This is a genomic window from Parageobacillus sp. NEAU-HV-2, from assembly GCF_059115485.1.
Window position 1 is genome coordinate 223,059 of the sequence record NZ_JBXUJJ010000003.1, and the last position, 24,259, is coordinate 247,317.

22 protein-coding genes and 1 pseudogene are annotated in these 24,259 nt (G+C 45.1%); 5 read left to right on the top strand and 18 right to left on the bottom strand.

Annotated elements, in window-relative coordinates; translation table 11 throughout:
* Positions 1-48: 48 nt before the first annotated feature.
* The 16 genes and pseudogenes from AC1WMD_RS07430 to AC1WMD_RS07505 all read right to left on the bottom strand — a co-directional run bounded on the left by AC1WMD_RS07430 (position 49) and on the right by AC1WMD_RS07505 (position 18,014).
* A complete protein-coding gene (locus tag AC1WMD_RS07430; protein ID WP_043904991.1) occupies positions 49-831 on the bottom strand; it encodes an IclR family transcriptional regulator in 783 nt (260 codons plus the stop codon).
* An 85-nt stretch (positions 832-916) separates the two neighbouring features.
* Positions 917-1,159: pseudogene (locus AC1WMD_RS07435) on the bottom strand (fumarylacetoacetate hydrolase family protein); the annotation flags it as partial.
* 52 nt (positions 1,160-1,211) lie between these two features.
* Positions 1,212-2,423, bottom strand: a complete 1,212-nt coding sequence (locus tag AC1WMD_RS07440; RefSeq protein WP_043904993.1) for an NAD(P)-dependent malic enzyme — start codon at positions 2,421-2,423, stop codon at positions 1,212-1,214.
* A gap of 197 nt (positions 2,424-2,620) precedes the next feature.
* Entirely contained in the window at positions 2,621-4,804 is a 2,184-nt protein-coding gene (locus AC1WMD_RS07445) for a malate synthase G (protein WP_494256510.1), read from the bottom strand.
* Positions 4,805-4,918: 114 nt separating this feature from the next.
* Positions 4,919-6,364 (bottom strand): FAD-binding oxidoreductase, encoded by a 1,446-nt coding sequence (locus AC1WMD_RS07450; RefSeq protein ID WP_494256512.1) that lies wholly within the window; start codon positions 6,362-6,364, stop codon positions 4,919-4,921.
* The gene (locus AC1WMD_RS07455; protein WP_494256513.1) at positions 6,361-7,719 is read right to left on the bottom strand and encodes a (Fe-S)-binding protein; all 1,359 of its coding nucleotides are present in this window, start codon (positions 7,717-7,719) and stop codon (positions 6,361-6,363) included. Before AC1WMD_RS07455 ends, AC1WMD_RS07450 begins: the two co-directional genes overlap by 4 nt.
* A gap of 1 nt (position 7,720) precedes the next feature.
* Positions 7,721-9,049, bottom strand: coding sequence for an FAD-binding oxidoreductase (locus AC1WMD_RS07460; protein WP_494256515.1), 1,329 nt, complete (start codon positions 9,047-9,049; stop codon positions 7,721-7,723).
* Positions 9,050-9,227: 178 nt separating this feature from the next.
* Positions 9,228-10,124 carry an NAD(P)-dependent oxidoreductase gene (locus tag AC1WMD_RS07465; RefSeq protein WP_494256517.1) on the bottom strand — a complete coding sequence of 299 codons (897 nt, stop codon included), beginning with the start codon at positions 10,122-10,124 and terminating at the stop codon, positions 9,228-9,230.
* 51 nt (positions 10,125-10,175) lie between these two features.
* A complete protein-coding gene (locus tag AC1WMD_RS07470; protein ID WP_043904998.1) occupies positions 10,176-10,955 on the bottom strand; it encodes a hydroxypyruvate isomerase family protein in 780 nt (259 codons plus the stop codon).
* A 63-nt stretch (positions 10,956-11,018) separates the two neighbouring features.
* A complete protein-coding gene (locus AC1WMD_RS07475) occupies positions 11,019-12,380 on the bottom strand; it encodes an aldehyde dehydrogenase (protein ID WP_494256518.1) in 1,362 nt (453 codons plus the stop codon).
* A complete protein-coding gene (locus AC1WMD_RS07480; RefSeq protein ID WP_052351487.1) occupies positions 12,364-12,624 on the bottom strand; it encodes a hypothetical protein in 261 nt (86 codons plus the stop codon). The genes AC1WMD_RS07475 and AC1WMD_RS07480 overlap by 17 nt, the downstream gene beginning before the upstream one ends.
* 211 nt (positions 12,625-12,835) lie before the next feature.
* Positions 12,836-13,471, bottom strand: a complete 636-nt coding sequence (locus tag AC1WMD_RS07485) for a Bax inhibitor-1/YccA family protein (RefSeq protein ID WP_043905000.1) — start codon at positions 13,469-13,471, stop codon at positions 12,836-12,838.
* A 490-nt stretch (positions 13,472-13,961) separates the two neighbouring features.
* Entirely contained in the window at positions 13,962-14,885 is a 924-nt protein-coding gene (gene cysK, locus AC1WMD_RS07490; RefSeq protein WP_043905001.1) for a cysteine synthase A, read from the bottom strand.
* Between the two features lie 73 nt (positions 14,886-14,958).
* Positions 14,959-16,365, bottom strand: a complete 1,407-nt coding sequence (locus tag AC1WMD_RS07495; protein WP_043905002.1) for a sensor histidine kinase — start codon at positions 16,363-16,365, stop codon at positions 14,959-14,961.
* The gene (locus AC1WMD_RS07500) at positions 16,366-17,037 is read right to left on the bottom strand and encodes a response regulator transcription factor (RefSeq protein ID WP_043905003.1); all 672 of its coding nucleotides are present in this window, start codon (positions 17,035-17,037) and stop codon (positions 16,366-16,368) included.
* Between the two features lie 2 nt (positions 17,038-17,039).
* Positions 17,040-18,014 (bottom strand): YncE family protein, encoded by a 975-nt coding sequence (locus tag AC1WMD_RS07505; RefSeq protein ID WP_494256520.1) that lies wholly within the window; start codon positions 18,012-18,014, stop codon positions 17,040-17,042.
* Positions 18,015-18,189: 175 nt separating this feature from the next.
* Here AC1WMD_RS07505 and AC1WMD_RS07510 point away from each other — a divergent pair, with 175 nt between their 5' ends.
* Positions 18,190-19,296 carry a histidine kinase N-terminal domain-containing protein gene (locus AC1WMD_RS07510; RefSeq protein WP_494256522.1) on the top strand — a complete coding sequence of 369 codons (1,107 nt, stop codon included), beginning with the start codon at positions 18,190-18,192 and terminating at the stop codon, positions 19,294-19,296.
* A 45-nt stretch (positions 19,297-19,341) separates the two neighbouring features.
* Positions 19,342-19,704: a hypothetical protein gene (locus AC1WMD_RS07515; protein WP_043905005.1), complete on the top strand. Its 363-nt coding sequence runs from the start codon at positions 19,342-19,344 to the stop codon at positions 19,702-19,704.
* A 17-nt stretch (positions 19,705-19,721) separates the two neighbouring features.
* Here the strand turns inward: AC1WMD_RS07515 and AC1WMD_RS07520 are convergent, their stop codons facing one another.
* Both AC1WMD_RS07520 and AC1WMD_RS07525 read right to left on the bottom strand, forming a co-directional pair.
* Positions 19,722-19,862 (bottom strand): hypothetical protein, encoded by a 141-nt coding sequence (locus AC1WMD_RS07520; protein WP_186003854.1) that lies wholly within the window; start codon positions 19,860-19,862, stop codon positions 19,722-19,724.
* Positions 19,863-19,934: 72 nt separating this feature from the next.
* Complete coding sequence (locus AC1WMD_RS07525) at positions 19,935-21,875, bottom strand: hypothetical protein (protein ID WP_043905006.1); 1,941 nt, start codon at positions 21,873-21,875, stop codon at positions 19,935-19,937.
* A gap of 338 nt (positions 21,876-22,213) precedes the next feature.
* Between AC1WMD_RS07525 and AC1WMD_RS07530 the strand changes: the two genes are divergently transcribed.
* The 3 genes from AC1WMD_RS07530 (at position 22,214) to AC1WMD_RS07540 (ending at position 24,205) form a co-directional block, all read left to right on the top strand.
* The gene (locus AC1WMD_RS07530) at positions 22,214-23,602 is read left to right on the top strand and encodes a peptide MFS transporter (protein WP_043905007.1); all 1,389 of its coding nucleotides are present in this window, start codon (positions 22,214-22,216) and stop codon (positions 23,600-23,602) included.
* A 102-nt stretch (positions 23,603-23,704) separates the two neighbouring features.
* Positions 23,705-23,890 (top strand): DUF892 family protein, encoded by a 186-nt coding sequence (locus AC1WMD_RS07535; RefSeq protein ID WP_043905008.1) that lies wholly within the window; start codon positions 23,705-23,707, stop codon positions 23,888-23,890.
* 21 nt (positions 23,891-23,911) lie between these two features.
* Positions 23,912-24,205 carry a spore coat protein gene (locus AC1WMD_RS07540; RefSeq protein ID WP_494256524.1) on the top strand — a complete coding sequence of 98 codons (294 nt, stop codon included), beginning with the start codon at positions 23,912-23,914 and terminating at the stop codon, positions 24,203-24,205.
* Positions 24,206-24,259: the final 54 nt, after the last annotated feature.

Here is a 24,259-nt window from a genome sequence, read left to right on the forward strand (position 1 = left end):
GGAATTGCCACGAAAAACGATGTTCTCACCATAAAAAACGCCCAGTCATCAAGACTGGACGTGTTTATTCCGAAATCCAAGCCGGGCGGATATTTGTTTGCCGATCGTCTGTATGCGTTCCTGTAATGTTCGAATGCGCTCATCTGTCATGCGGATCGTCGGTCCGGAAATGCTGACGGCAGCGACGACGCTGCCAGAGTAATCGAAAATCGGAACAGCAATGCAGCGAATGCCGTACTCATTCTCCTCTAAATCCAACGCATATCCTTTTTGTTTCACTTCTTCTAATTCTTTGAGAAATTCATTCTTGTCCGTAATCGTAAAATCGGTATGCTTGGGCAATCCTTTTCGATCGATGATCTCTAATGCTGTATGAAGCGGCAAATGGGCAAGAATCGCTTTTCCGACGGCGGTGCAATGCATCGGCGCCCGTTTTCCTACTTTCGAATGCATGCGCAGCGTTTCTGTTCCTTCTAATTTTTCGATATAGATAACCTCGCCTTGGTCAAACACGACAAGATGAATAACTTCATTTGTTTCTTTTTCTAACTCTTGTAAATACGGTTTTGCTTCTTTCCGTAAGTCAATTGATTCAAGTAATTTGGAGCTAATTTCCAAAAATTTATAACCAAGTTTATACCGCTCGGTCTCTTTATCTTGTTCGATATAGCCATACTGAACAAGCGTTGATAAAATGCGATAGACGGAGCTTTTATTAATATCCATTTGATTCGCGATTTCGGTGACGCCTAACCCCTCTTTTTTCGAACTAACGATATCAATAATATGTAATGCCCGGCTCACAGATTTTACTATATTTTCTCTTTCCATCGTGTTCACCTCGACTATTCCTTCGTCCACTGCCATTATACACCAACAGCCGGGCATTTCACATATAATGGTACAGTTTGCGCCATTAACATGTTTTCGCCCGCTCCCGAGCCGCTACAAACGTATTGCGCAGCGTACCGATCCCCACTATTTCACATTCAATCACATCGCCGGCGCCAACCAGCTCGGCGCCGACGGGACTTCCTGTCAAAATAACATCTCCCGGCTTCAATGTCATCACATTCGTCAAATAAGAAATCATCTTGCTGATTGGAATAATCATCAGTTCTGTCGGGCTGTTTTGCTTTTCGACTCCGTTTAATCTCGCTTATGTTTTTCCATCTGCAGTAAATCTAGCAAATTTCATGATGCCATTCCTTTCACATAACGTTTTCCCGTTCTTTTTCCATATCCCCGCTTCTGGCGACTCCTGTTCTGATGGCCGCGCGCGCTACCGCCTCCGCTACCGCTTCCACTACACGCTTATCAAATGGATTTGGAATCACATAATCATTCGTCAATTCTTCCGGTCCGATTAAGCCGGCAATCGCACTAGCCGCTGCTAGCTTCATCTCTTCATTAATTTCAGAGGCACGCACCCGTAGCGCTCCTTTAAAAATTCCTGGAAAAGCGAGGACATTATTTACTTGGTTTGGCAGATCGGATCGTCCCGTGGCGACGATGGCCGCTCCAGCCGCTTTGGCTTCATCCGGCATAATTTCCGGAACCGGGTTCGCGAGAGCAAACACAATAGCATTGTCGTTCATCGAGCGAACCATTTCCGGCGTGAGCGCGCCGCCAACCGAAACCCCAATAAATATATCAGCGCCTTTAATGACATCTTTTAACGTTCCTTGGGCGCGTGTGCGATTTGTTTGCTTTGCGATCGTTTCTTTCATCGCATTCATTCCGTATGGACGATTTTCATAAATCGCCCCTTTAGAGTCGCATAAAATGATATCGCTCACTCCCATAGAAAGAAGCAGCTTCGTAATCGCGATACCAGCAGCGCCGGCTCCGTTAATGACCACCTTGCACTCGTTTAAACGCTTCTGTACGACCTTTAATGCATTCGTTAACCCCGCGGCTGTCACAATCGCTGTGCCATGCTGATCATCATGAAATACCGGTATCGACAGCTCTTGCTTTAAGCGTTCCTCGATCAAAAAGCAGTTTGGCGCGGCAATGTCTTCCAAATTAATGCCGCCAAATGTCGGTTCAAGCAATTTTACCGTTTGAATAATTTGTTCCGGGTCATTCGTATTAATGCAAAGCGGCACGGCGTCAATGCCGGCAAATGCTTTAAATAAAGCGGCTTTTCCCTCCATCACTGGCATGGCAGCACTTGCTCCAATATTCCCTAGTCCTAATACCGAAGAGCCATCGGAAACAACCGCCACAAAGTTGCCTTTCATCGTATACTCATAAATCAAATCAGGATTTGCATGAATCACTTTGCATGGTTCCGCCACTCCCGGCGAATAAATCACACTTAAATCATCTTTGTTTTCTACCCGAACTTTGACCTCTACACGCAACTTTCCTTTTGCTTGCTGATGAACAAACAGCGATTTTTCCCGAAGGTTCCGCATTTTCTCTACCTAGCTACTAACTTTTTCAGTCTATTGCTGCCGCCTTACTGCCGCTTTTGATGCTGTAACACGTGTAGTAACTAGGATTTGCACCTCCTTTTTTTGTTTTTATTTTTTGGAATATTAAGAAAAATAATAACATCATTTTTAATAATAAACAAGGGCATTATTGAAACATGCCCTTGTTCCAAAATGCTTTATTGTTGAATAGCTGCAAATTTTGCTTTTGCTTCTAAACGGCGACGGTGCAAAATCGGCTCAGTGTAGCCGTTTGGCTGTTCATAGCCTTTAAAGATTAAATCGCACGCCGCTTGGAAAGCAACGGAATTATCATAGTCCGGAGCCATCGGACGATAGTTCGGATCGCCGGCATTTTGCTCGTCCACGACTTTCGCCATCCGTTTTAACGTTTCTAACACTTGCTCTTTCGTGCAAATGCCATGATGGAGCCAGTTGGCGATATGCTGGCTGGAAATCCGCAGCGTTGCTCGGTCTTCCATTAGCCCGATATTATTAATATCCGGAACTTTCGAGCAACCGATACCTTGATCGATCCAGCGCACCACGTAGCCGAGTATACCTTGGCAGTTGTTATCCAGCTCTTCTTGAATTTCTTCCGGCGTCCATTGCGGATTTTTAGCGACTGGAATCTGCAGAATTTCATCGCGGTAATCTTTGCGGTCTTTCCGCAATTCATTTTGCACTTCCGCCACATTCACCTGATGGTAATGGAGCGCATGCAGCGTCGCTGCTGTCGGCGAAGGCACCCATGCCGTATTGGCGCCGGCTTTCAGCTGCCCGCCTTTTTGTTTAAGCATTTCCGCCATCAAATCCGGCATCGCCCACATCCCTTTTCCGATTTGGGCACGGCCTTGGAAGCCGACCGCTAAACCGATCGCGACATTGGATTTTTCATAGGCTTGCAACCATGTCGACGATTTCATCTCATTTTTGCGAATCATCGGTCCTGCTTCCATCGACGTATGAATTTCATCCCCAGTCCGGTCTAAAAAGCCCGTATTAATAAAGATGATGCGGTCACGTACTTGATAAATGCAGTTTTTCAAGTTCAATGTCGTGCGGCGTTCTTCATCCATGACGCCGATTTTAATGGTGTTGCGTTTTAAACCGAGCATATCTTCGACGCGGTCAAACAGTTCATTTGCAAACGCCACTTCTTCCGAACCGTGCATTTTCGGCTTGACGATATAAATCGAGCCTTTACGTGAATTTAAGTAACGGGTGTTGCCAATGAGCGAATGTTTCATAATCAAGCTTGTCACAACCGCATCGATGATGCCTTCATATACTTCCTCGCCGTTGGCGTCTAAAATCGCGTTGTTTGTCATCAAGTGGCCGACGTTGCGGACGAACATAAGCGAACGGCCCGGTAGTGTGAGCTCTTTGCCATCTGGTGTTCGATAAACGCGGTCCGGATTCAGCGCCCGCGTCATTGTTTTTCCATTTTTGACGAACGTAGACGTTAAATCTCCTTTGACAAGACCAAGTAAGTTGCGGTATACGAGCACTTTGTCTTCCGCATCCACAGCTGCTACCGAGTCTTCGCAGTCCATAATGGTTGTGACGGCTGCTTCTAGATAAATGTCTTTTACTCCCGCTTTATCCGTTTTCCCGACCGGATGGTTGCGATCAATCTGAATTTCGATGTGAAGGCCGTTATTTTTTAACAAAACGGTGGATGGACTTTCCGGATTTCCTTGGAAGCCAACAAATTTTTCTTCCTCTTTTAGCGTCGTGGTGCTTCCGCCTTCGACAGTGACCGCTAATTTTCCGTCCACTACCGCATATTGTACGACATCTTTATGAGAATATTCGTTTAATGGCACCGCTTGATCCAAAAACTCACGCCCATAGGCGATCACTTTGGCGCCGCGCACCGGATTGTAGGAATCGCCACGTTCAGCGCCGTCTTCTTCACTAATCGCGTCCGTTCCGTACAGCGCGTCGTAAAGGCTTCCCCAGCGTGCATTGGCTGCGTTTAGCGCATAACGGGCGTTCGTTACCGGAACGACTAGCTGCGGTCCCGCTTGAACAGCAATTTCTTCGTCTACTCCTTCTGTTGTAATCGCGAAGTCTTCCACCTCTGGCTCTAAATAACCGATTTCGGTTAAAAACGCTTTATATTGTTCCATATCGAAATTGCTGCGATGTTCTTTATGCCACTCATTTAGCTTTGCTTGAATTTCGTCACGGCGGGCAAGTAGCGCCTTATTTCTTGGCGTTAAATCGGCAATTAGCGTTTCAAAGTCTTTCCAAAATTTCTCCCCATCGACTTCGCTTCCCGGAAGCACTTCCTCATTGATAAACTCGTAGAGCAATTTCGCTACTTGAAGATTTCCGACTTTTACGTATTGTTCCATTTCTTTTTCCCTCTCTCCCCTTTTGTTTCTTATTACGAAACATTGTTTCTAAATTATTTAAAAGAATGATAACATGAAATGAATTTACTTTCAATCATTTTCGCAAAATTTCCTCTATGAAGAAGCAGCCTGTTTTATCTCGACGCATCGTCCCGGAGTTGGGAACAACTTTCCGGCGTTCAGCAAATTTTTCGGGTTAAACACATCGCGAATGTCGGTTTGCGCTAAAATTTCTTCATCACTGAAAATGAAGCGCATTTCTTCTTTTTTCTCGATACCGACTCCGTGCTCCCCGGTGATCGAACCGCCGACAGCGGCACACACCTGTAGGCATTCGCTTCCCGCCGCAAGCGCTCTTTCTGTTTCTCCTGGCTTTCTTGCGTCAAACAGCACAAGCGGGTGAAGATTTCCATCGCCCGCATGAAAGATGTTGGCGATGCGCAGTCCATATTTTTCGCTGATCGCTTGGATATTTTTTAGCACTTCCGGCAATTTGTTACGCGGAATAACCCCGTCTTGCACTAAGTAATCCGGGGAAATGGCTCCCATCGCGCTAAATCCGGTTTTGCGGTTGGCCCACCAGCGCGCCCGCTCTTCTTCCGATTGAGCCACTTTTACTTCGCGCACGTTGCGCTGCTGGCAAATGTGCAAAATTTCATTAATTTGCTCGGAAATGCCGGCAGAAATCCCGTCTACTTCAATTAATAAAAGCGCTTCAATATCTTTCGGATGTCCGACCGGAAAAGCGGCTGCTTCCACTCCTTCAATCGCTGTTTGATCCATCATCTCGAGCGCCGCCGGAACCATCCCCGCGGAAATAATATCGGAAACGGCCTGGCTTGCGTCTTCGACACGGTCAAAATAGGCGAGCACCGTCTGCTTCGCTTCCGGATTTTTTAAAATCCGAACCGTAATTTTCGTCACGATCCCTAGCGTTCCTTCTGAACCAGTCAACAATCCTAATAAATCATATCCCGGCGGATCAGGAATGCCGTTTTCGCCGATTTCAATAATTTCTCCGTTTGGAAGCACGACTTCAAGCCCTAAAATATGGTTCGTGGTGACACCGTATTTTAAACAGTGCGCTCCTCCTGCGTTTTCCGCAACATTTCCGCCAATCGTGCAGCAATATTGGCTCGATGGATCCGGAGCATAATAGTATCCTCGGTCGGCGATCGAATTCGTTAGCTTTAAGTTCACAAACCCAGGTTCCACGACCGCACGACGGTTTTCCAAATCGACATGAAGCAGCCGCTTCATCCGCGTCAAACTAATCACGACTTCCCCGTTTAGCGGAATCGCACCACCGCTTAATCCCGTCCCGGCCCCGCGGGCGAGGAACGGCAGGTCGTGGTCATGGCAATACTTGACAATCGCCGCAACTTCCTCGGTATTTTTCGGAAATACGACCGCTTTCGGCAGATGACGGTGAACGGTGAACCCATCGCAGTCATAGGCAATTAAATCTTCTTTTTTATACAAAATCGATTTTTCGCCGCCAACGATGCGTGCTAACGCTTGAATATGCGGGTCTTTTGTTTGTACTGCCGTTTTTCTCATATGCGTACTTCCTTTCCTTCTTCTTTTTGGTACGCCCAATCTAATATTTGCACCGTATGGACAACTTTTTGGTTTCGTCCGTATTTCATTACGCCGAGCGCCATTTGCAGCATGCAGCCCGGATTACCCATCGAAATCAGCTCCACATCCTGCGGAACGTGTTCCATTTTGCTTTCCAATACCGCGCTTGCCATCTCCGGATGGGTAAGGTTGTAAATGCCCGCACTGCCGCAGCAGCGGTCTGCGTTTGGCATGGCAACCATTTCTACTCCCGGAATGCTCGTTAATAGTTGGCGCGGTTCCTCTCGGATTCCTTGGCCATGGGCCAAATGGCAGGCGTCATGGTACGTAATGCGCACATTTAACTCGGTCTTCGGCTTTTCATATCCGGTGTCATGCAAATATTTCGAAATATCTTCGACTTTTTGCGCAAATTGTTCCGCTTTCTCATGCCACTCCGGATCGTCGCGGAACAGTTCCGGATATTCCTTTAACATGCAGCCGCATCCGGCCGCATTGACGATAACACGGTCGGCATGCCAAAACGCCTCGATATTTTGCTTTGCCAGCCTGCGGCCTGTTTCGCGGTCGCCGGCGTGGACATGAAGCGCTCCGCAGCACGTTTGGTTTTGCGGAATGACAACATCGTTTCCGTTGCGGGTCAACACGCGGATTGTTGCTTCATTGATATCGCTGAACATGACATCCATCACGCAGCCGGTTAAAAGCGCGACCGTATGTTTTGTTTCGCCTTTTGCTTTAATCACGTTCGTATGCTTATATTTTTTCCGCACCGGCACACCCACTTCGGGCAAAATGGCCTCCATCTCCGCCAAATGCTTTGGCATCATACGAAGCAGTTTGGTTGTGCGGGCAAGCGTCTGCAATCCGCTTTTTTGATACAGCTTTAACAAGCTCCCAAGCAGATGAAGACGAGATGGATGCGGAAACACTCCTTTGAGGAAGAAATCGTTGACCAACGCTTTCCACCCGGTTAATGGAATGGCTTGGCGAATTTGTCCGCGCACTTGTTCAATCAGCCCGCCGACATCGACATCCGCAGGGCATGCCGTCGTGCAAGCGCGGCAGTCTAGGCATGTAAAAATGGGATCGATTAAATCTTCCGTAATCTCTAGTTTTCCTTCCCCTATCGATTTCATCAAATGCACGCGTCCGCGCGGCGAATGTTGTTCCTGACCAGTCTGTTCATAAGTCGGGCATGATTCTAAACACATGCCGCAATGCACGCAGTCCGCCCATTTATTTGGATCTGGCGGATCGCTGAAACGATAGTTTCCGAGGCTAACGGTCGTACAGGCTGGTCCGATTTTCATCTCGCTTTCTCGTAAACTCATCTTATATCCCCCCGACAAACCGCTGATGATTTAACGTTTGCTTTGGATCAATTTTTCGTTTAATTCCTTCAAGAAGGAAAAAGTACGACGGCTTTTCTCCCCATACATTGACGCGGGTTCGCAGCGCGAAAGGCAGGTGCTTGACGATGGCGTATCCACCCAAGCTTGTCGCCGCCGCCCGCAGCTGTTCGATCGCCGTGATAACCGACTCCTCGCTTCCTTTTAAATACACTTGGCAAAGTCCGTGCCCTAGACCGCCGTGCGCCTCCATATGGACGTGGCAGCGGTCTTCTAATCGCTCGCTCTCGCGGATGATCGAGATGACATTCAGATTCACGACACCGATTTTCACTGCCGCTTCGATTTCGTTTCCAGCCGGTTCGTACGGCACCGCCCCATTCGGACCGATCGTGTAGAACGTTTGCCAAAACGTTTTTGCCTCTTCCTGCGGAAGAATGCGAATCGTCGTATGGGACGGACGAAGGCGCTGTACATAGTCCTCCTGATAATGAACAGCGCTTTCTACATCTTCAAACGCGATCATAAGCGTATAAACACGTTTGCCGATCAGCCGCTCCGACAGCGATGGATTCAACAATTCCAAACAAACCGGCTCCATCATCGAATCGAGAAATTGAACGGCAAACGAACGAACTTCTTCTAAATTTCCCGACGGAAATGACAGCAATACAAGGCTTTCATATTTCGGCAGCGGACGGAGCTTCAACGTGATTTCCGATAACACGCCAAGCGTTCCCATCGCTCCGATAAACAACTTGTTCATATCATAACCGGCCACATTTTTCACGACTTTTCCTCCAGAACGGATGACTTTTCCGTCTGGATAGACCGTCCGCAAGCCAATAACACTATCGCGCGCCGAGCCGTAGCCAAGCCGTTTTGGCCCGCTGTCGTTGGCCGCGATGACGCCGCCAATCGTCGCGTATTGCGGCCATACAGGGTCAAGCGCGACTTTTTGCCGGTATTCCGCCAAGTAATCTTGTAGCTGCCCAAACACGGTCCCTGATTTAACGGTAACCGTCATATCGGCAGCAGCATGTTCGACGATCCCGCTATAGTTGGCTAGCGATAGCAAAATATCGGCGCATTCCATTTGCCCGCCGAATCCCCGCTTTGTTCCGCCGCCGGCAATGCATACTTTTTTTCCATGGCTATTGGCGTAACGCAGCACGGCGGAAATCTCAGCTTCTGTTTGCGGATAAACGGTTACATAACCGCTGTTGCCAAGCGGGTGTGTGTGACCGTCTATTTTCACTCGTTCTTCCGGTAAAAATGCGGTTAACTCGTCTTTCCATGCTAACGACAGCACCTTTTACACCTCCTGTTGTTTCGTAATAGAAAACGGTGTTTCTTTTATTTCGCAAAAAATAGGTCATGCATCGACAAATGCAAGACTCATCGACTGTTGCTTGCTTTATTGCTTTTTATTATTATTAAAACATCTATTTTTACTTTTTTCAACGAATTTTTAGAATTTATCAATAATTCTATTCACTCTCCTTTTTAACCGTCACGTTGCATCGTTGTTCGAGCGGCTGAATGACCGCGGACATATCTAAATCGGACAGTCCCTGTTGCATAGCAAGGGAAAACGCTGCTTCCGCCATTTGCCCTAAAAATTGCTTCATGCCCATTTCCTTCATCAGCTCGTTAGCCAAACGAACATCTTTATGTACATACTTTACTGCTCCGCCCGGCGCAAACCGACGCGGCAGCACATATTGCTCCATATGCCGGCGCAGCATGCGGCTGTCCCCATAGCTTGCTTTCAAAATGCGATAGAGCTGCTGTGCGTCAAGTCCAAACGCGACCCCGGCAACCATCGCCTCAGATGCGGCGACGGAATGAACGGCAACAAGATATTGATTAATAAGTTTGGCCGCACTGCCCGCCCCGCTTTCTCCTAAATATTCGACTGTTTCGCCAAGGACGTTCAGAAGCGGCATCACTTGTTCCCACGCTGTCTTCGCCCCGCCAACCATAATCGTCAAGGTTCCTTGCTCCGCTCCTTCCGGCCCGCCGCTTACCGGTGCATCTAAAAAATATATCCCCTTTTCTTCCGCTTCGTTCGCAACCGTTCTGCTCGTGTCCGGTCCTACTGTCGTAAAATCAAGGCAAATTATACCCGGCCTGGCGCTTTCGATCACACCGCCTTTGCGCAAATAAACATCGATGACATCATCCGGCATCGATAGACAAGTGCAAATCACATCCGAACATTGCGCCAGCTTCGCAATACTATCCGCTCTTTCCGCTCCAAGCTCCAATAGCGGCACCGCTTTCTCCGCAGAGCGGTTGTATACAATGACGTCATACCCAGCCGCAAGCAGCCGTTTGACCATTCTCGATCCCATGACTCCCGTGCCAATGAATCCAATTTTCATGTTTGTGCGCATCGCCGCTTGCTCGGGATGCTTCCTCCCTTCTTTCCTTTTTTAGAGCATGTAATCGTTCATCCATTGAAAACTCTGCTCGCTGTGGTTCGATGGAATATATTCGAGCCCTACCGCTCCGCTATAGCCACGTTCTTTTAAAAACTGAAACACGTATTCGTAGCGGACTTCCCCCGTTCCTGGCTCATGGCGCCCCGGCACATCGGCAATTTGCACATGGGCAATCCAATCAAAATAGACATCAAACGTTGCGATTAAGTTTCCTCGCGTGCGCTGCATATGGTAAAAATCATATTGCAGTTTGATGTTGGCCAGCCCAATCTCTTTAATGATCGACACGGCTTCATCCACGTCCGTTAAAAAATAGTTCGGCATATCAAACGGATTAATCGGTTCGATTAACAGCGTCAGAGAATGCTGGGCCATTTGCTTTGCCGCATCATGCAAATGACGCATGTACGTCTCTTTCGCTTTCTCCCGTTCTAAATCATTTGGAAGCACGCCCGCCATACAATGAACATAAGGCACGTTTAGCTCGGTTGCGTACCGAATTCCTTCTTCGACGGACCGCCGAAACTCATCCGCCCTATCGGGAAAAATCGCTAATCCTCTCTCTCCTTTCTCCCAATTTCCCGGCGGCAAATTGATTAATACGAGAGACAATTGGTGCTGATAAAGCTCGTCGCGAATGCGTTCGATAGGATATTCGTATGGAAACTGGCACTCCACGAACGAAAAACCGTACTCTCTTGCTTTTTGAAATCGTTGTAAAAACGGCATTTCTGTAAAAATAGTTGATATGTTAACAGCAAACTCGTTCATTCTTTCTTCCTCCTTTCCGACGAATATTGCTTATCATTCTCGCTGGAGATGCTGTATTCCTGCTTATTTCAGCAACCGTTTTACCCATTGAAACGCCTTCGGGTAATTTGGATAGCGCACAGCGATATCCCATACGGTCGTTTGTTTGAGGATGCTTTTATAATGGGAAAAAGCGTCAAAGCTCGCTTTGCCGTGATACGCCCCAAACCCACTTTGTCCAACGCCGCCGAACGGCAAATACGGCGTCGCAATATGCATGAGCGTATCGTTAATGCAGCCACCGCCGAAACTAACTCGCTCCAACACCGCTTGTTGCACGCGGCGATCCTCCGAAAACAAATATAGTGCCAGCGGTTTTTCGTAACGTTGGATAAAGTGGATTGCTTCGTCGATGTTCGTAAACGAAAAAACCGGCAAAATCGGGCCGAAAATTTCCTCTTGCATAATAGAAGCATTTACGTCAACTTTCTCGATGATCGTCGGCTCCATCCATTGTTGGGCAATATTGTAGCGGCCGCCGTGTACGATTGTTCCGTCTTGCAAAAAGGAAACGAGCCGCTTTGTGTGACGTTCGCTGACTATTTTGGCGTAATGTCCGCTCATTTCCGGCATATCACCGTAAAACGCACGAATGTAGTGTTTCATTTTTTCTATCAATGCGTCTTTCACTTCATCATGTATTAGCGCATAATCCGGAGCGATGCACGTTTGACCAGCGTTCGAGAATTTCCCCCAAACAATCCGCTTTGCCGCGAGATCAATATTTGCTGTCTGATCAACGATCACCGGACTTTTTCCGCCTAGCTCGAGCGTAACCGGTGTGAGATGCTTGCTAGCCGCCTCCATTACAATTTTTCCGACCGGAACGCTTCCGGTAAAAAAAATATGGTCAAATCGCAGCTTCAACAGTTCGATGCTAACGTCCACTCCCCCTTCGACAACGGAAATATAATCGCTTGGAAACGTTTCTTCAATGATCATTTTTAAAAGTGACGACATGCGCGGCGTATATTCCGACGGCTTCACAACAGCGCAGTTTCCCGCGGCAATGGCACCGACTAACGGTACGATCGTCAATTGAAACGGATAGTTCCACGGTGCGATGATAAGGCTAACTCCGTACGGCTCCGGATAAATAAAGCTTTTCGCTCCTGCATGCGTCAGCGGCGTTTTTACCCGCTTCGGCCTTGTCCACTTTCGTAAATGCTTCATTATAAAGCTGATTTCCTTATATACGAAACCAATTTCCATGCTGTACGCTTCCAGCGGCGGCTTATTCAGCTCCGCGTAGAGGGTATCGATAATCTCGTTTTCATGCATTTCGATCGCTTTTTTTAACTTTTCAAGCTGCTTTAGGCGAAATTCCACTGATTTTGTTTCCCCTGCTTGAAAATATTGCCGTTTTTTTTCAAGCAGTTCCCTCATGACGTTCCGCTCCTTTCACTCCGCAGAAAAACAACTGAACAAGTTCTTCCGTGAATCTTTCATCATTGATAGAAGAAGGAACCTTCTCTCCTATTTCCATATTTACGTAAAACAACAAGATATCAATAGAAAGATTCGGATCGATTTCCTGAACCTCTTTGATCATTTCCACAAACAGCGGAATCACGTGTGTTTGATATAGCATATCAACAACACGACGAACTTCTTCATTTTCTTGAATCACCCGCTACAATACATCGACTAGGATTTGCTCGAGCACCTTTTGCTTTTCAAAAATGATATACTCAACCTTTTCTTAAAAAGAATGATTTTCTTTCAAAAATTCTTCATATTTCTTTTCGAAGCGCGATTTAGCAGTCTGACTGCTTACTGCAATGAAGAAGGACTGTTCCCTGACCAACAGGGAAAACAGTCCTTTTTGTATAAACGTTCGATCAATCTTCATCGCTGGCAAAAAAGCGCAAAATATAAACAAACAAGTTAATAAAGTCAAGATAAATGTTGACGACAATCATCGGAATGTCCGCCTCCGTAAAACCGTAGCGGGCAAGGCGGTTGATATCGTAAATCGTAAAACCAAGGAAAATGAGAATCCCTAAGGCAGCGATTCCCATTTGACCGACGCTGGAAAACGGAATAAACCATTGAATGATTAAAAGCCCAAGCAGCGCAAACGCGCCTAATATTAAAAAGCCGCCAAGAAACGAAAAATCTTCTTTCGTTTTTGCCGCGTAAATGGCCACGCCGGAAAATGAGACGACCGCCAGCGCAAATGCCTTCAGCACCGCATCGGCGCCGATAACGGAAATATAATAGCCGATCAGCGGATAGAGCGTTGCGCCAGATACGAGCATAAAGCTGTACATAAGCGGATAGCCGACCGCTTTTTTGCTGCGGGAAAAAATCATCACAAGCAGCAAAACGATCTCCAGCATCGCAAGCGGCAAATGCAGCGCTGCCGGAATCCATTGTCCGACGTAAAGACCCCCTGTTGCCACTGCCAGTGCTGCTAAAAATGTAACTGTTAGTTTAGCAATGGGACTAGATGAATACGTTGTTGAGTAATTCAACCTCCATTCCTGGTTACTAAAATCTATAACTCATCGCGATGGAATCAGCAAATACCGCTTACTGTTCGGATTCTCACCGAGTTCCATCAGGAAGGGAATCCTAATGTCTCACCTGCTGTGAAAGACACCCCGTAGCTCGCTGTCAGCGACGGCACCTGTCGTGCACCATTCCTTCCATCGGTCCGTGCACGACAACGATTTTAGCAACCAGGTCTACACCTCCTTTTTTTATTTAGTTTATCATAATTGACCGTGAGCGGTCATCAGTTAAAACGGCGTTTTTGTACAAAAAATCAAAAAAGTTTGAAACTATGTTTGTGGTGGATTTTTCTGTTTGTGTTCGAACGGATTGGCGGCCTTACGCAAACCGATTCGCATATACCAGCTCTGTTACGGAACGTTGGGATAGTTCATGCGCGCTTTATGTTTTTCGCAGGATATTGCTTGGGAATAACGAGAAAACAAAAGACCCGCTTAAGCGGGCCTTTTGTTACTCTGCAAATAAATCGGACGACAAATAACGCTCTCCCGAATCCGGCGCCATGCAAAGAACACGCGCCTCTTTTGGAAGCTGTTTGGCCACTTCGACAGCATAATAGGCGCTGGCCGCAGCAGAAGCACCGACAAGAATACCTTCTTCTGCAGCAAGCCGGCGCGCCATCATTTGCGCGTCTTCATCTTTAATTAAAAAAATATCATCGTAAATGTCGCGGTTTAAGATTTTCGGGATAAAACCCGGACCTGTACCCGGGATTTTATGCGGTCCTGGCTTTCCTCCAGAAAGCACAGGAGAGCCATACGGTTCCACCACGTAAATACGCAAATGAGGAATTTGTTTTTTCAATTCTTCCCCCGTCCCTGTTACCGTTCCACCAGTACCAGCTGTTAATACGAACGCATCGAGTTTGCCGTCGAACGCTTCAAAAATTTCCCGTGCCGTGCTATGGCGGTGCGCATCGGGATTCGCCGGATTTTCAAACTGCATCGGGATGAAGCTGTCTGGGATTTGCGCAGCGAGCCGGTTTGCCTCATCAATCGCTCCTTGCATCCGTTTTTCCGCCGGCGTTAAATACACTTCTGCCCCGTATGCTTTTAAAATTTTTACCCGCTCAACCGTTGCGTTATCCGGCATCGTGATAATGCAACGATAGCCCCGAGCCGCACATACCATTGCCAAACCGATTCCGGTATTGCCTGAAGTCGGTTCGATAATCGTGCTTTTCCCCGGCACAATCTTTCCTTCTTGCTCCGCGCGCCGAATCATTTCAAACGCTGCCCGGTCTTTCACGCTTCCTCCCGGGTTAAACGATTCTAGTTTCATATACACATCCGCACCATGCGGATCAGGAATGCGGTTTAATTTGACAATTGGCGTATTGCCGATTAAGTCTAAAATAGAGTTGTATCGTTTCATCACAAGTCCCCAACCTTTATTGAAATTATTCTTATATGATTATAAGGTTATTTGGATTTTCTTTCAATGATGGTTACTCGGCGTATATCGGAAGCTGAACCACCACTTCCATTCCTTTCCCTTCTTCACTGAAAAACGAAATCGTTCCATCGTGAAGGGAAATAATTTGTTTGACAATCGCCAAACCTAATCCTGTACCGCCTTCCTTTCTCGTACGTGCCTGATCGACACGGAAAAAGCGTTGTCCAAGAAGCGGCAGCTTTTCTTTTGGAACTCCTTTTCCTGAATCACGAATGATAAGCTGACAACTCGTAGTGCCAACTTTTTTCAATTGTATATCGATCTTTCCGGCGGTTGGGGTATAACGAACAGCATTATCTAAAAGGTTTTGCACGACTTGTTCAAGCCGGTCGGCATCCCCTTCCAAAATAATGTCGTGATCTAATTCCATGTTAAGAGTAATTTGTTTTTTTTGTAAAAACGGTTCGTATTTTACGGCCGTATCTTCGATCACTTGCGCAAATACAAGCGGTGTTTTTTTTAGTGGCACACTATTACCTTCTAATTGCGCCAAATCAAGCAAATCACGGACAAGCCTCTCCATTCGGCCCGCTTCCCGATGAATCAGCTGCACATACTTTCTTTCCTCTTCCTTCGTCTTCACTAATCCTTGCAATACCGCTTCGCTATATCCTTTCACATAGCTTAATGGCGTCCGCAATTCATGGGAAACGTTTGCTAAAAACTCGCGCTTTCGCATATCTTCTTCCGCAATTGCTTTCGCCATGACATTGAACGCTTTCGCCAGTCTGCCTATTTCATCGTTCGTCCGCACCGGAATTTGCGCTTCATAGTTTCCTTGCGACATATGATAAGCAACCTCTTCCATCTCCTTTAGCGGACCGGTTATATGGCGGACGAGCCGCTTTCCAGCGAAAAGAAGAACAAAGACAAACAATGCTGCGAGCGGAAGCCAAATCATCGCGACATCTTTCGTTAACTCTTGAATGCTTGCAAGCGGGATGTAAAGGTAAATCACCCCTTGCAGGCGATAGCCATCTAAAAGCGGAACAATCACTCCCATAATTTTGCGGTGAAATCGCTTTTCGTAGCCGATCTTTGTCACCGTCTCGCCGTTCAATAACTTTGCGCGATCCTTTCCGCTAATCAACGATTGATAGTTAATATCAAACGGCAGGCAAGCGCTTAATTCGCGTGGGTTGTTCACTAGCATCACTTCGGCCGTTGATTTTTTATCATACCATTCAATTTGTTTGCGGAATGTTTCGCTAACCGCACCGCCGCGATAATCGGATGCCAACCATCTTCCTTCTTGGAGCAGCGTCTGTTCTACTTTATCTACGTATAGTTTTTGATAGAAATAATCTAATAAAAAAGAGGAAAACGATACGGTCAAAATAACGCCAAGGCTAATCATCAACCATATTTTTTGCTCTAATGTCAGCGTGTTTCGCCGCATTTACGACACCTCAAATTTATATCCAATTCCCCAGACTGTATGAATGAAATCGCTCGCCTGCTTTAGCTTCATGCGCAACGTTTTAATATGGGTATCAACCGTTCGCGCATTTCCCGTATAATCATATCCCCATACTTTTGCGAGCAGCTCTTCGCGGCTAAATACTTGTCCGTGATGTTTTGCCAAAAACAAAAGCAGGTCGAATTCCTTTAAAGTAAGAATCACTGGCTCCCCATCTACCGTTACTTTTCTTCCTCTTTCATCAATCATAAGCGAGCCAAACGAAAGGCCGCTATTGCCGGCGTGATAGGAACGGCGCATCACCGCTTCAATGCGAGCGATCAATTCTCCCGGACTAAACGGCTTCACAATGTAATCGTCGCCGCCAAGCTTCAAACCTCTTACTTTATCCCATTCTTCTCCCCTTGCCGTTAAAAACAAAATAGGAACGTCCGATTGCTGGCGAATTCGTTCGCATAAGGCAAACCCATCCATTTTCGGCATCATAATGTCAATTAAAACGGCATCTACTTTCACATCTTCCAACACTTCCAGCGCCCGGTCTCCATCTTCGGCTTCCAAACAAGAAAAGCCGGCGTTTTCTAAATACATCCTGACTAAAAAACGCATATCTTCCTCGTCATCTACAATTAATACTGTTTTCTTCTCCACTGTCATTCTCCTTCCGCCATCAACAATTGAAACGGACCTTTCCCTGTTTTCCATCGAGCGATTATTTTCATCGTACGCTCGTCCACAACATATATTTCATCACTATCATAACTAGCAATATATAGCCGTTCATTTGCCCCAATCATGGTAAACGGATTCGCCCCTACGATGACCGATGATTCCAATTTTCCTGAATCATCCCATTTCCGTAGCGTACTTGAGCCATGGCTTAAAGCATAAATTCCTTCTCTTGTTTCCGCAAAACTTACAGGCATCACGGGCGCTTTTACCGTTTTGACCAACGCTCCTGTGCTAGCCGAGTAAATATGAATATTCGTTTCCACGGTGTTGCCGCTTCCGTGGCCTCCAATCCATAATTCCCCTTCTTCCTCACGTAGCAAGCCGCCAACGGCAAATTTCGGAACAGAAAACGTCCGAACTACCCGCCGTTTGTCGACTTGAACGATATACGCTTTTGTGTTGCGAAAGTCAATGACATACAGAAGCGTCCCTGCATCGTTTTGCAATAAAGTCAGTGGCCTGTCGCCTACTGCGATTTTCCCAGCCTCCTGTCCATTTTCCTTAAAGATACGGATGGCGTTTTGCCGATCGTCCGCCAAAAAAACAGCATCCCCTTTATTCGATACGAGCGCATGAACAATTCCTTTTCCTGTTTGCCATTCCTGTGTTGCCTTTCCGGTCTTGATATCATACAGGTAAACACGATCTAGCTCATTGCCATATAGCAGCAATGTTCGCTGATCGCGAAGCAGCGCGGCGCCTTGAACCGGTTTTTTCACCTTCCATTCCGCCAGGGCCGACCCTGTTTTCGCATCGAAAAATTCGACACTTTCATCGTTCACATTGACGCTAATTAATATTTGCGGCCGCTTTGGAACCGCCGGAAATGTTGCTTTTTCACATCCATACACCAAGAACAGCCCCAATATAAGAAGAAATAGGCGCGCTTTCCTCACCTCGCCCCCTCCTTTCATCAACAAGTCCATTATAAACGAATATTGTGAAGAATTTGTGAAAAATTGTTCACATTCAGTGATCAATGAATTGATATCATTTCCATTTTCCATCTATTCTACTTGCACATTCCCCTTTATAATAAAAAGTAAATTGATAAAAACGAGGTGACATCGTTTGACGTCCGCGGTGCAAAAATTAATCGCCCATTTAGATGAGCACTTTTCCGACTTTCTTTCTTACTGGCGAAGCAATATGTATATCGCTGATAACGATAAATATATCGATCACGTCGTGCATAACGGAGTAGCGATGTTTCAGCTCGTCAAAGACACACTGCTTCACTCGGCATCCAATCGGGAAAACATCGAGCAGCTTGCCTACAAAATCGCGAAAGAACGAGCGGAAACAAAGATGAGCATCGGCGAGTTTGTTTACAATACAAATCTCGGGCGAAGATTAGTGATAAAGTATGCGCTTCAGTCAACATTGCCGATCGAAGAATTGCTCCCGCTGATCGATGAAATCAATTGCGTGTTTGATCAATTTTTATTTTACGCCGTTACGAAATACAACGAGCTAAAAGAAGCGGAATTGCGGGAGAAAAACTTATTTATCACCCAATCTCATAAAGATCGCTTAACGTTGCTTGGGCAAATGTCATCGAGTTTCGTGCACGAATTTCGTAATCCGCTGACAGCCATTATGGGATTTGTTCAATTATTAAAATTCGAACACCCGAATTTGCCGTATCTTGATATTATTGACCATGAACTGCAGCAGCTTAAGTTTCGCATTTCCCAATTTCTTCATGCTTCTAGAAAAGAAATAGTGGAAAGCGAAAAAGAAACCTTTTCGCTTTTGCAGCTATTCGAGGAAATCATTGAATTTTTATACGCAAGCATTGTCGATGGAGATGTGAAAATCTCAATGTCCATTGACCAATCGTTACATATATTTGCCTATAAAGATCAGCTTCGCCAAGTGTTCATCAACATTTTGTTAAATTCCATTGAAGCGGTGAAAGAAAAAGACAAGCCCCGTTGCATTTATATCGACGCCTACCGTCAAGACGAGTCCGTTTATATTAAAATCGCCAACAACGGTCCGGCGATTCCGGAAGAATTGGTCCAAACGATTTTCGAACCGTTTTTTACAACGAAAAAATTAGGAACAGGGATTGGACTTTACATTTGCAAAAAAATCATTGAAGATCACGGTGGACAAATAACATGTACCTCGGATGAACAATTGACTTCTTTTTCCATCAGGCTGCCCGCATAAACAAGTTAGGAACAGGGGCATACTTAAATAAAAAAGGTGAGAGCAATGTTCGAGTCATGGAAAAAATGGATGAAACAGACGACGAATGCGCTAATAGACCGGCTGCAGTGGGAGAAACATTCCTTTTCCGATATCGCCGAACTGATTCGGAAGCATCCCGACACTTCGATATCCGAAAAAACATGGCTTGGTCTAACTTATCGATTTTATTCACTTCATTTAGATAACGCAGTCTTAACAATGGAAACAAAAAAACCGAAGGAAAACGATGAACATATTTTATTTATATCTATTTCTTCCCCTAACACCGCTCCTATTGTTTACCGTTCTTATGACGAAAAAAGCAATCTTCACGAGACGATCGCAACTCCGCCGCTTACGAAAAAAACCGCACCTGTATCGTCGTAAGGTGCGGTTTTGTGTTTCTATCCTTTTATGCCATGGAGCCACTCTTGATAACATTCTGGACATAACGCTTTTTCATGTTCTTCGTCTGAAACATAAAACGATACATAATGAACTTGATCATCGCATTCACATTGGCAATAAAAACACGTTTCGTTCATGTAGCTCCCTCCCCTATCCGTTAGTGTGGACAGAGGAGGATATCTTTTTGCAAGTGAACTACTCCCAATCGATTACGGATAGGTAAGGGAAAGTAAATAATCGATCACTGCTTCTTGTTCTTCTTTCGTAAAGCCCGCCTGTGGATCAATCCAATAGCGATGACCATCACCGCTAACATGCACAGCACGGAGTTGCGGATCAGAAGCGTTCGCACGGATCACTTGCTGCCTTAGTGTTCGGTCCATCAACGCGCGAAGACTATTGCGCGCATCGGGCACAATCCCTTTTCCCAGCGTTCCCGTTAAACCGAGCTCCCCGTTCGGTCCGACCGCAACTCCCCCATCATGGAGATAAGGAGCGCTCCAAGAAAGACCGATTAAGCTAGGCACTTTATACCCCCCTGGAGAATTGCCATGGGCAAACGCTAAACGTATTTGTTCTTTATCCAACTGTTCTGTCGGTACTTTTAATACTTTAGCGTTTTTTGGAACTGGGACAGGTGTATCCGGAGCATAGAAAAGCGCTTCACCAAATACTTTTTCTGTTTTCTTCAATGCTTGTGCCCGCGATGGCTCGGTTCCAACAACCTTCGCCGAAACAACGCGATTATTGGTTAAATATGCCCCCGCATGACAACGTATACATCCAGCTCTAATAAATACGTCACGCCCCCTTTCTATTTGCTCTGTATCCATTTTTGTGCTTATGGATGGCGGATTAATCGTGTTCTGCCAAGCAGCTACAGCATTATTTTGTTCATTAAATCGATATCCAGGTTCACTAACAACTAACCCGTCCGGTGCAACGAGCGATACTTTTGGAAATTGCGGTGGAGCAACGAGTTTGTTGACACCGACAACACCAGGGGTCGGATCTACCTTTGCAAAAAACTCAGATGGTTTTTCGTTCATATTCGGCTTATAGCGAAATTTGGGGTTAGCGGCATTTTGCAGTATCGTTCCAATATATACTTCTTTATCCACTCCAAATAACGCTTCGCTAATTTCCGATTGCGCAAGAGAATCAGCGTTTTGTGCGTGAACGTTATTGCTAAACGTAGAAAGCCCACGGAACGGTCCAGCTGCTGCGAATCCGCTCCATCCATATGGATGATCTCCTAATGTAAATGAATCCGGTATTTGTGATGGATTTGCCTTCATATCGATAGTAGAATCGAAATTTCCTCGCGGCCAACTTGCGAAAATACGGTCTACCTCTTTTTCGAGCAATTGCGGATCAGGAAGCGATGATTTCCGCCCTTTTGAATCCAACACTGCCCGGTCAAGAGAACGTATATAGCTTTTGAGCGATTTTATGTCCGCATGTGTAAAATAAGCGGCTGAATTGGTTGCTAACGCCATGAGCAATCCAGCATTTAAATCATTGTTAGGTGCTCCTTCCACCACTTTTTTCGTTTTCGGATCAACCGTCGCGTGACAAGCAGCGCAACTAATGCCAACGCGAAGCTTACCGTGATCCCAAACAACCGGCATTCCTAACGGCAAATAGGATCCTTTAGGGACATCGATGCCTGTGTCAACTTTTTCCCCTTTTTTGTATGTTCGATCGCCAATTGTAATATCTTCTGCCAGCTCAACCTGTAAATTTGTCGTCCCCTTCCCTTTTAAAGCAATAATCGCCTTGGCGATATTTGTCATCGTTAACGGTCCGTTCACAAGCCCCATAATATCGGTTAAAAACACTTCATTGCCAAATGTTTCTTTATAAAACACTTCTCGCCCTAATTGAAGAAGCTGTTTATCAACAACAATAGCACCGTCTTTAGCAGAAACAGACCTTTCTGTACCATCTACAGATAATTTTTCCATTCTTCCTGTTTCCCTGCTAATCCATTTTCCCCAAATATCCGTGCCCGTTTGATTATTCACTTCATACTTCACTACATCGTCTTTCTCAGGTAAGAATGCGTATTTGACATTGGTGTTGAAAAAAAATCTTCCGCCAATTAACAATATAAGGAAAATGATAACGCTGATATATGTTTTACGCATTCCTTCTCACCGTCCATCAAGAATATGCAGCACGCATAGTGTACCCCCTCTATATGGAAATTATCCATAAAAGAAACGTAAACCCTCACGTCTATTAAAAACTGCCTACTATGAAACTTTATTAACATATACAATTTTTCAAATTTTATTAAAATAACACAAAAAATTATTCTAATAAAAATATTTTATTTAATTTTTATGTGTAAAATAGTGGTTAAACCTTATTAAAAATTTAGAATTATCTATTTATATATAATTTTATTGACATATAAATATTTTGTAAATTAAAATTAACAATGTATTAACAAAGCCATTATATTAACTAAGGAGGAAATATAATGAGTGCATTACCGGAAACACAGACGGTGCAAAATCAGCGCACAAAAATGAAGCATCCACCTGGACTTTATTTATTATTCTTTACAGAGCTTTGGGAACGATTTAGCTATTATGGAATGAGGGCAATTCTTGTTCTTTATTTAACGGCAGAACTTGTCAGCGGCGGATTAGGAATAAAACCAAGCGTCGCAATGACGGTTTATGGAATTTTTACTGGCGCTGTTTATTTCACTCCACTTTTTGGCGGTTATTTGTCTGACCGATTTTTAGGGAGAAGATTGGCGATTACGATTGGCGGTATTACGATGGCGCTCGGTAATATCGTGCTATTTGCCGTCAACAATCAAACAGGGTTATATATCGGATTAATTTTATTAATTATCGGTAATGGTTTCTTTAAACCAAATATTTCAACACTTGTCGGGGAACTTTATGCTCCAAACGATAAACGGAAAGACGCTGCATTCACCATTTTCTATATGGGAATTAACTTAGGGGCATTATTTTCGCCACTCGTATGCGGATTTTTAGCGGAAGAATATTTTGCAACGAACATCAATGGTGTCATCCATTACGGATTTAAATACGGATTTTTAGCTGCTGCGATCGGTATGATTATTGGACAATTAATTTTCAATCTATTTGGAAATCGTTATTTAGGAGATATTGGTAAAAAACCTGTCGGCGCACCAAAGAAAACAAACAAGGAAACAAAAACAAAAGCTCCTTTAACAAAACAAGAAAAACAAAACGTTGCGGTTATTTTTATTTTAACGTGCTTCGTTATTTTCTTCTGGGCTGGATTTGAACAAGCTGGAAGTTCTTTAACACTATATACAGACAAATTTGTAGATAAATCGATCGGCGGCTGGACGATGCCTACTTCTTGGTTCCAATCATTAAACCCATTCTTTATCATCGTGTTGGCACCGATTGTTTCACAAATCTGGATTAAACTTTCGAATTCAAAGCGCGGTGACTTGCCAATTCCAGCAAAAATGGGTCTTGGCATGATTTTACTTGGTCTTGGATTTGCCGTATTAATTCCAGCTGTATTACAAACAGGAAGCGATGAACAACATATCGTCGAAAAAGCGAATTTATTATTCATCATTTTCACTTATTTCCTTCACACGCTCGGTGAACTTTGCTTATCACCAGTTGGATTGTCGATGGTAAGTAAACTTGCACCTGTTCGACTTGCATCGGTGCTAATGGGCGTATGGCTAGCGGGAACTGGTGTCGCGCAATTGTTGGCTGGTCAATTAGCGGCGTTTACCCAATCATTAGGTTATTTGGAAATTTTCAGCTTAATTAGCGGCGTGACCATCGGATTAGGACTTATTTTATTATTGTTGACGAAAAAACTTGTGCGAATGATGAATTAACAAGCTGGCTCCCGTTTTATGGGGCCAGCTTTTTTATAATATTTCCCATTTATTTGAATTCCCTTACCGTGCATACTATGTCACGGAAGGTGGTGAAAACATATGAAAGCAATGGGAACTCATGAAACGTTAGAGCTTCATGAGCTGCTTGCATTCAAAAACGTCTGCCTTGCCAAAAATACTGCCATGCAAGGAATGGTATCGGATCCACAGCTCAAATCGCTAATCCAACAAGATATTCAAAAAACACAACAACAAATCCGCGACTTACAAAACCTTTTATCTTAAAATGAAACGAGGTGAAACACGATGCAAAGCCCAATGACACAAACAAACGTTCTTAACGATCAAGTGATTGCGACAGACTTTTTAATCGGCGCAAAAAATGCCATTAAAAGTTATGCCATGGCGATTGCCGAAGCGGCAACACCGGAAGTTCGCAACACGCTGAAACAGCACTTAAACGACGCCATTGTGCTTCATGAACAAATCAGCCAATATATGATTAACAAAGGATATTATCATCCAGAAAACGTGCAAGAACAGCTTCGTGTAGATATGCAGGCAGCACAGCAAGCGCTACAAATAAGTAACGTACGATAACTGCTTCCAATGGGATTCAACCGTCAAGGTAAGAATCCCATTTTTTCATAATTT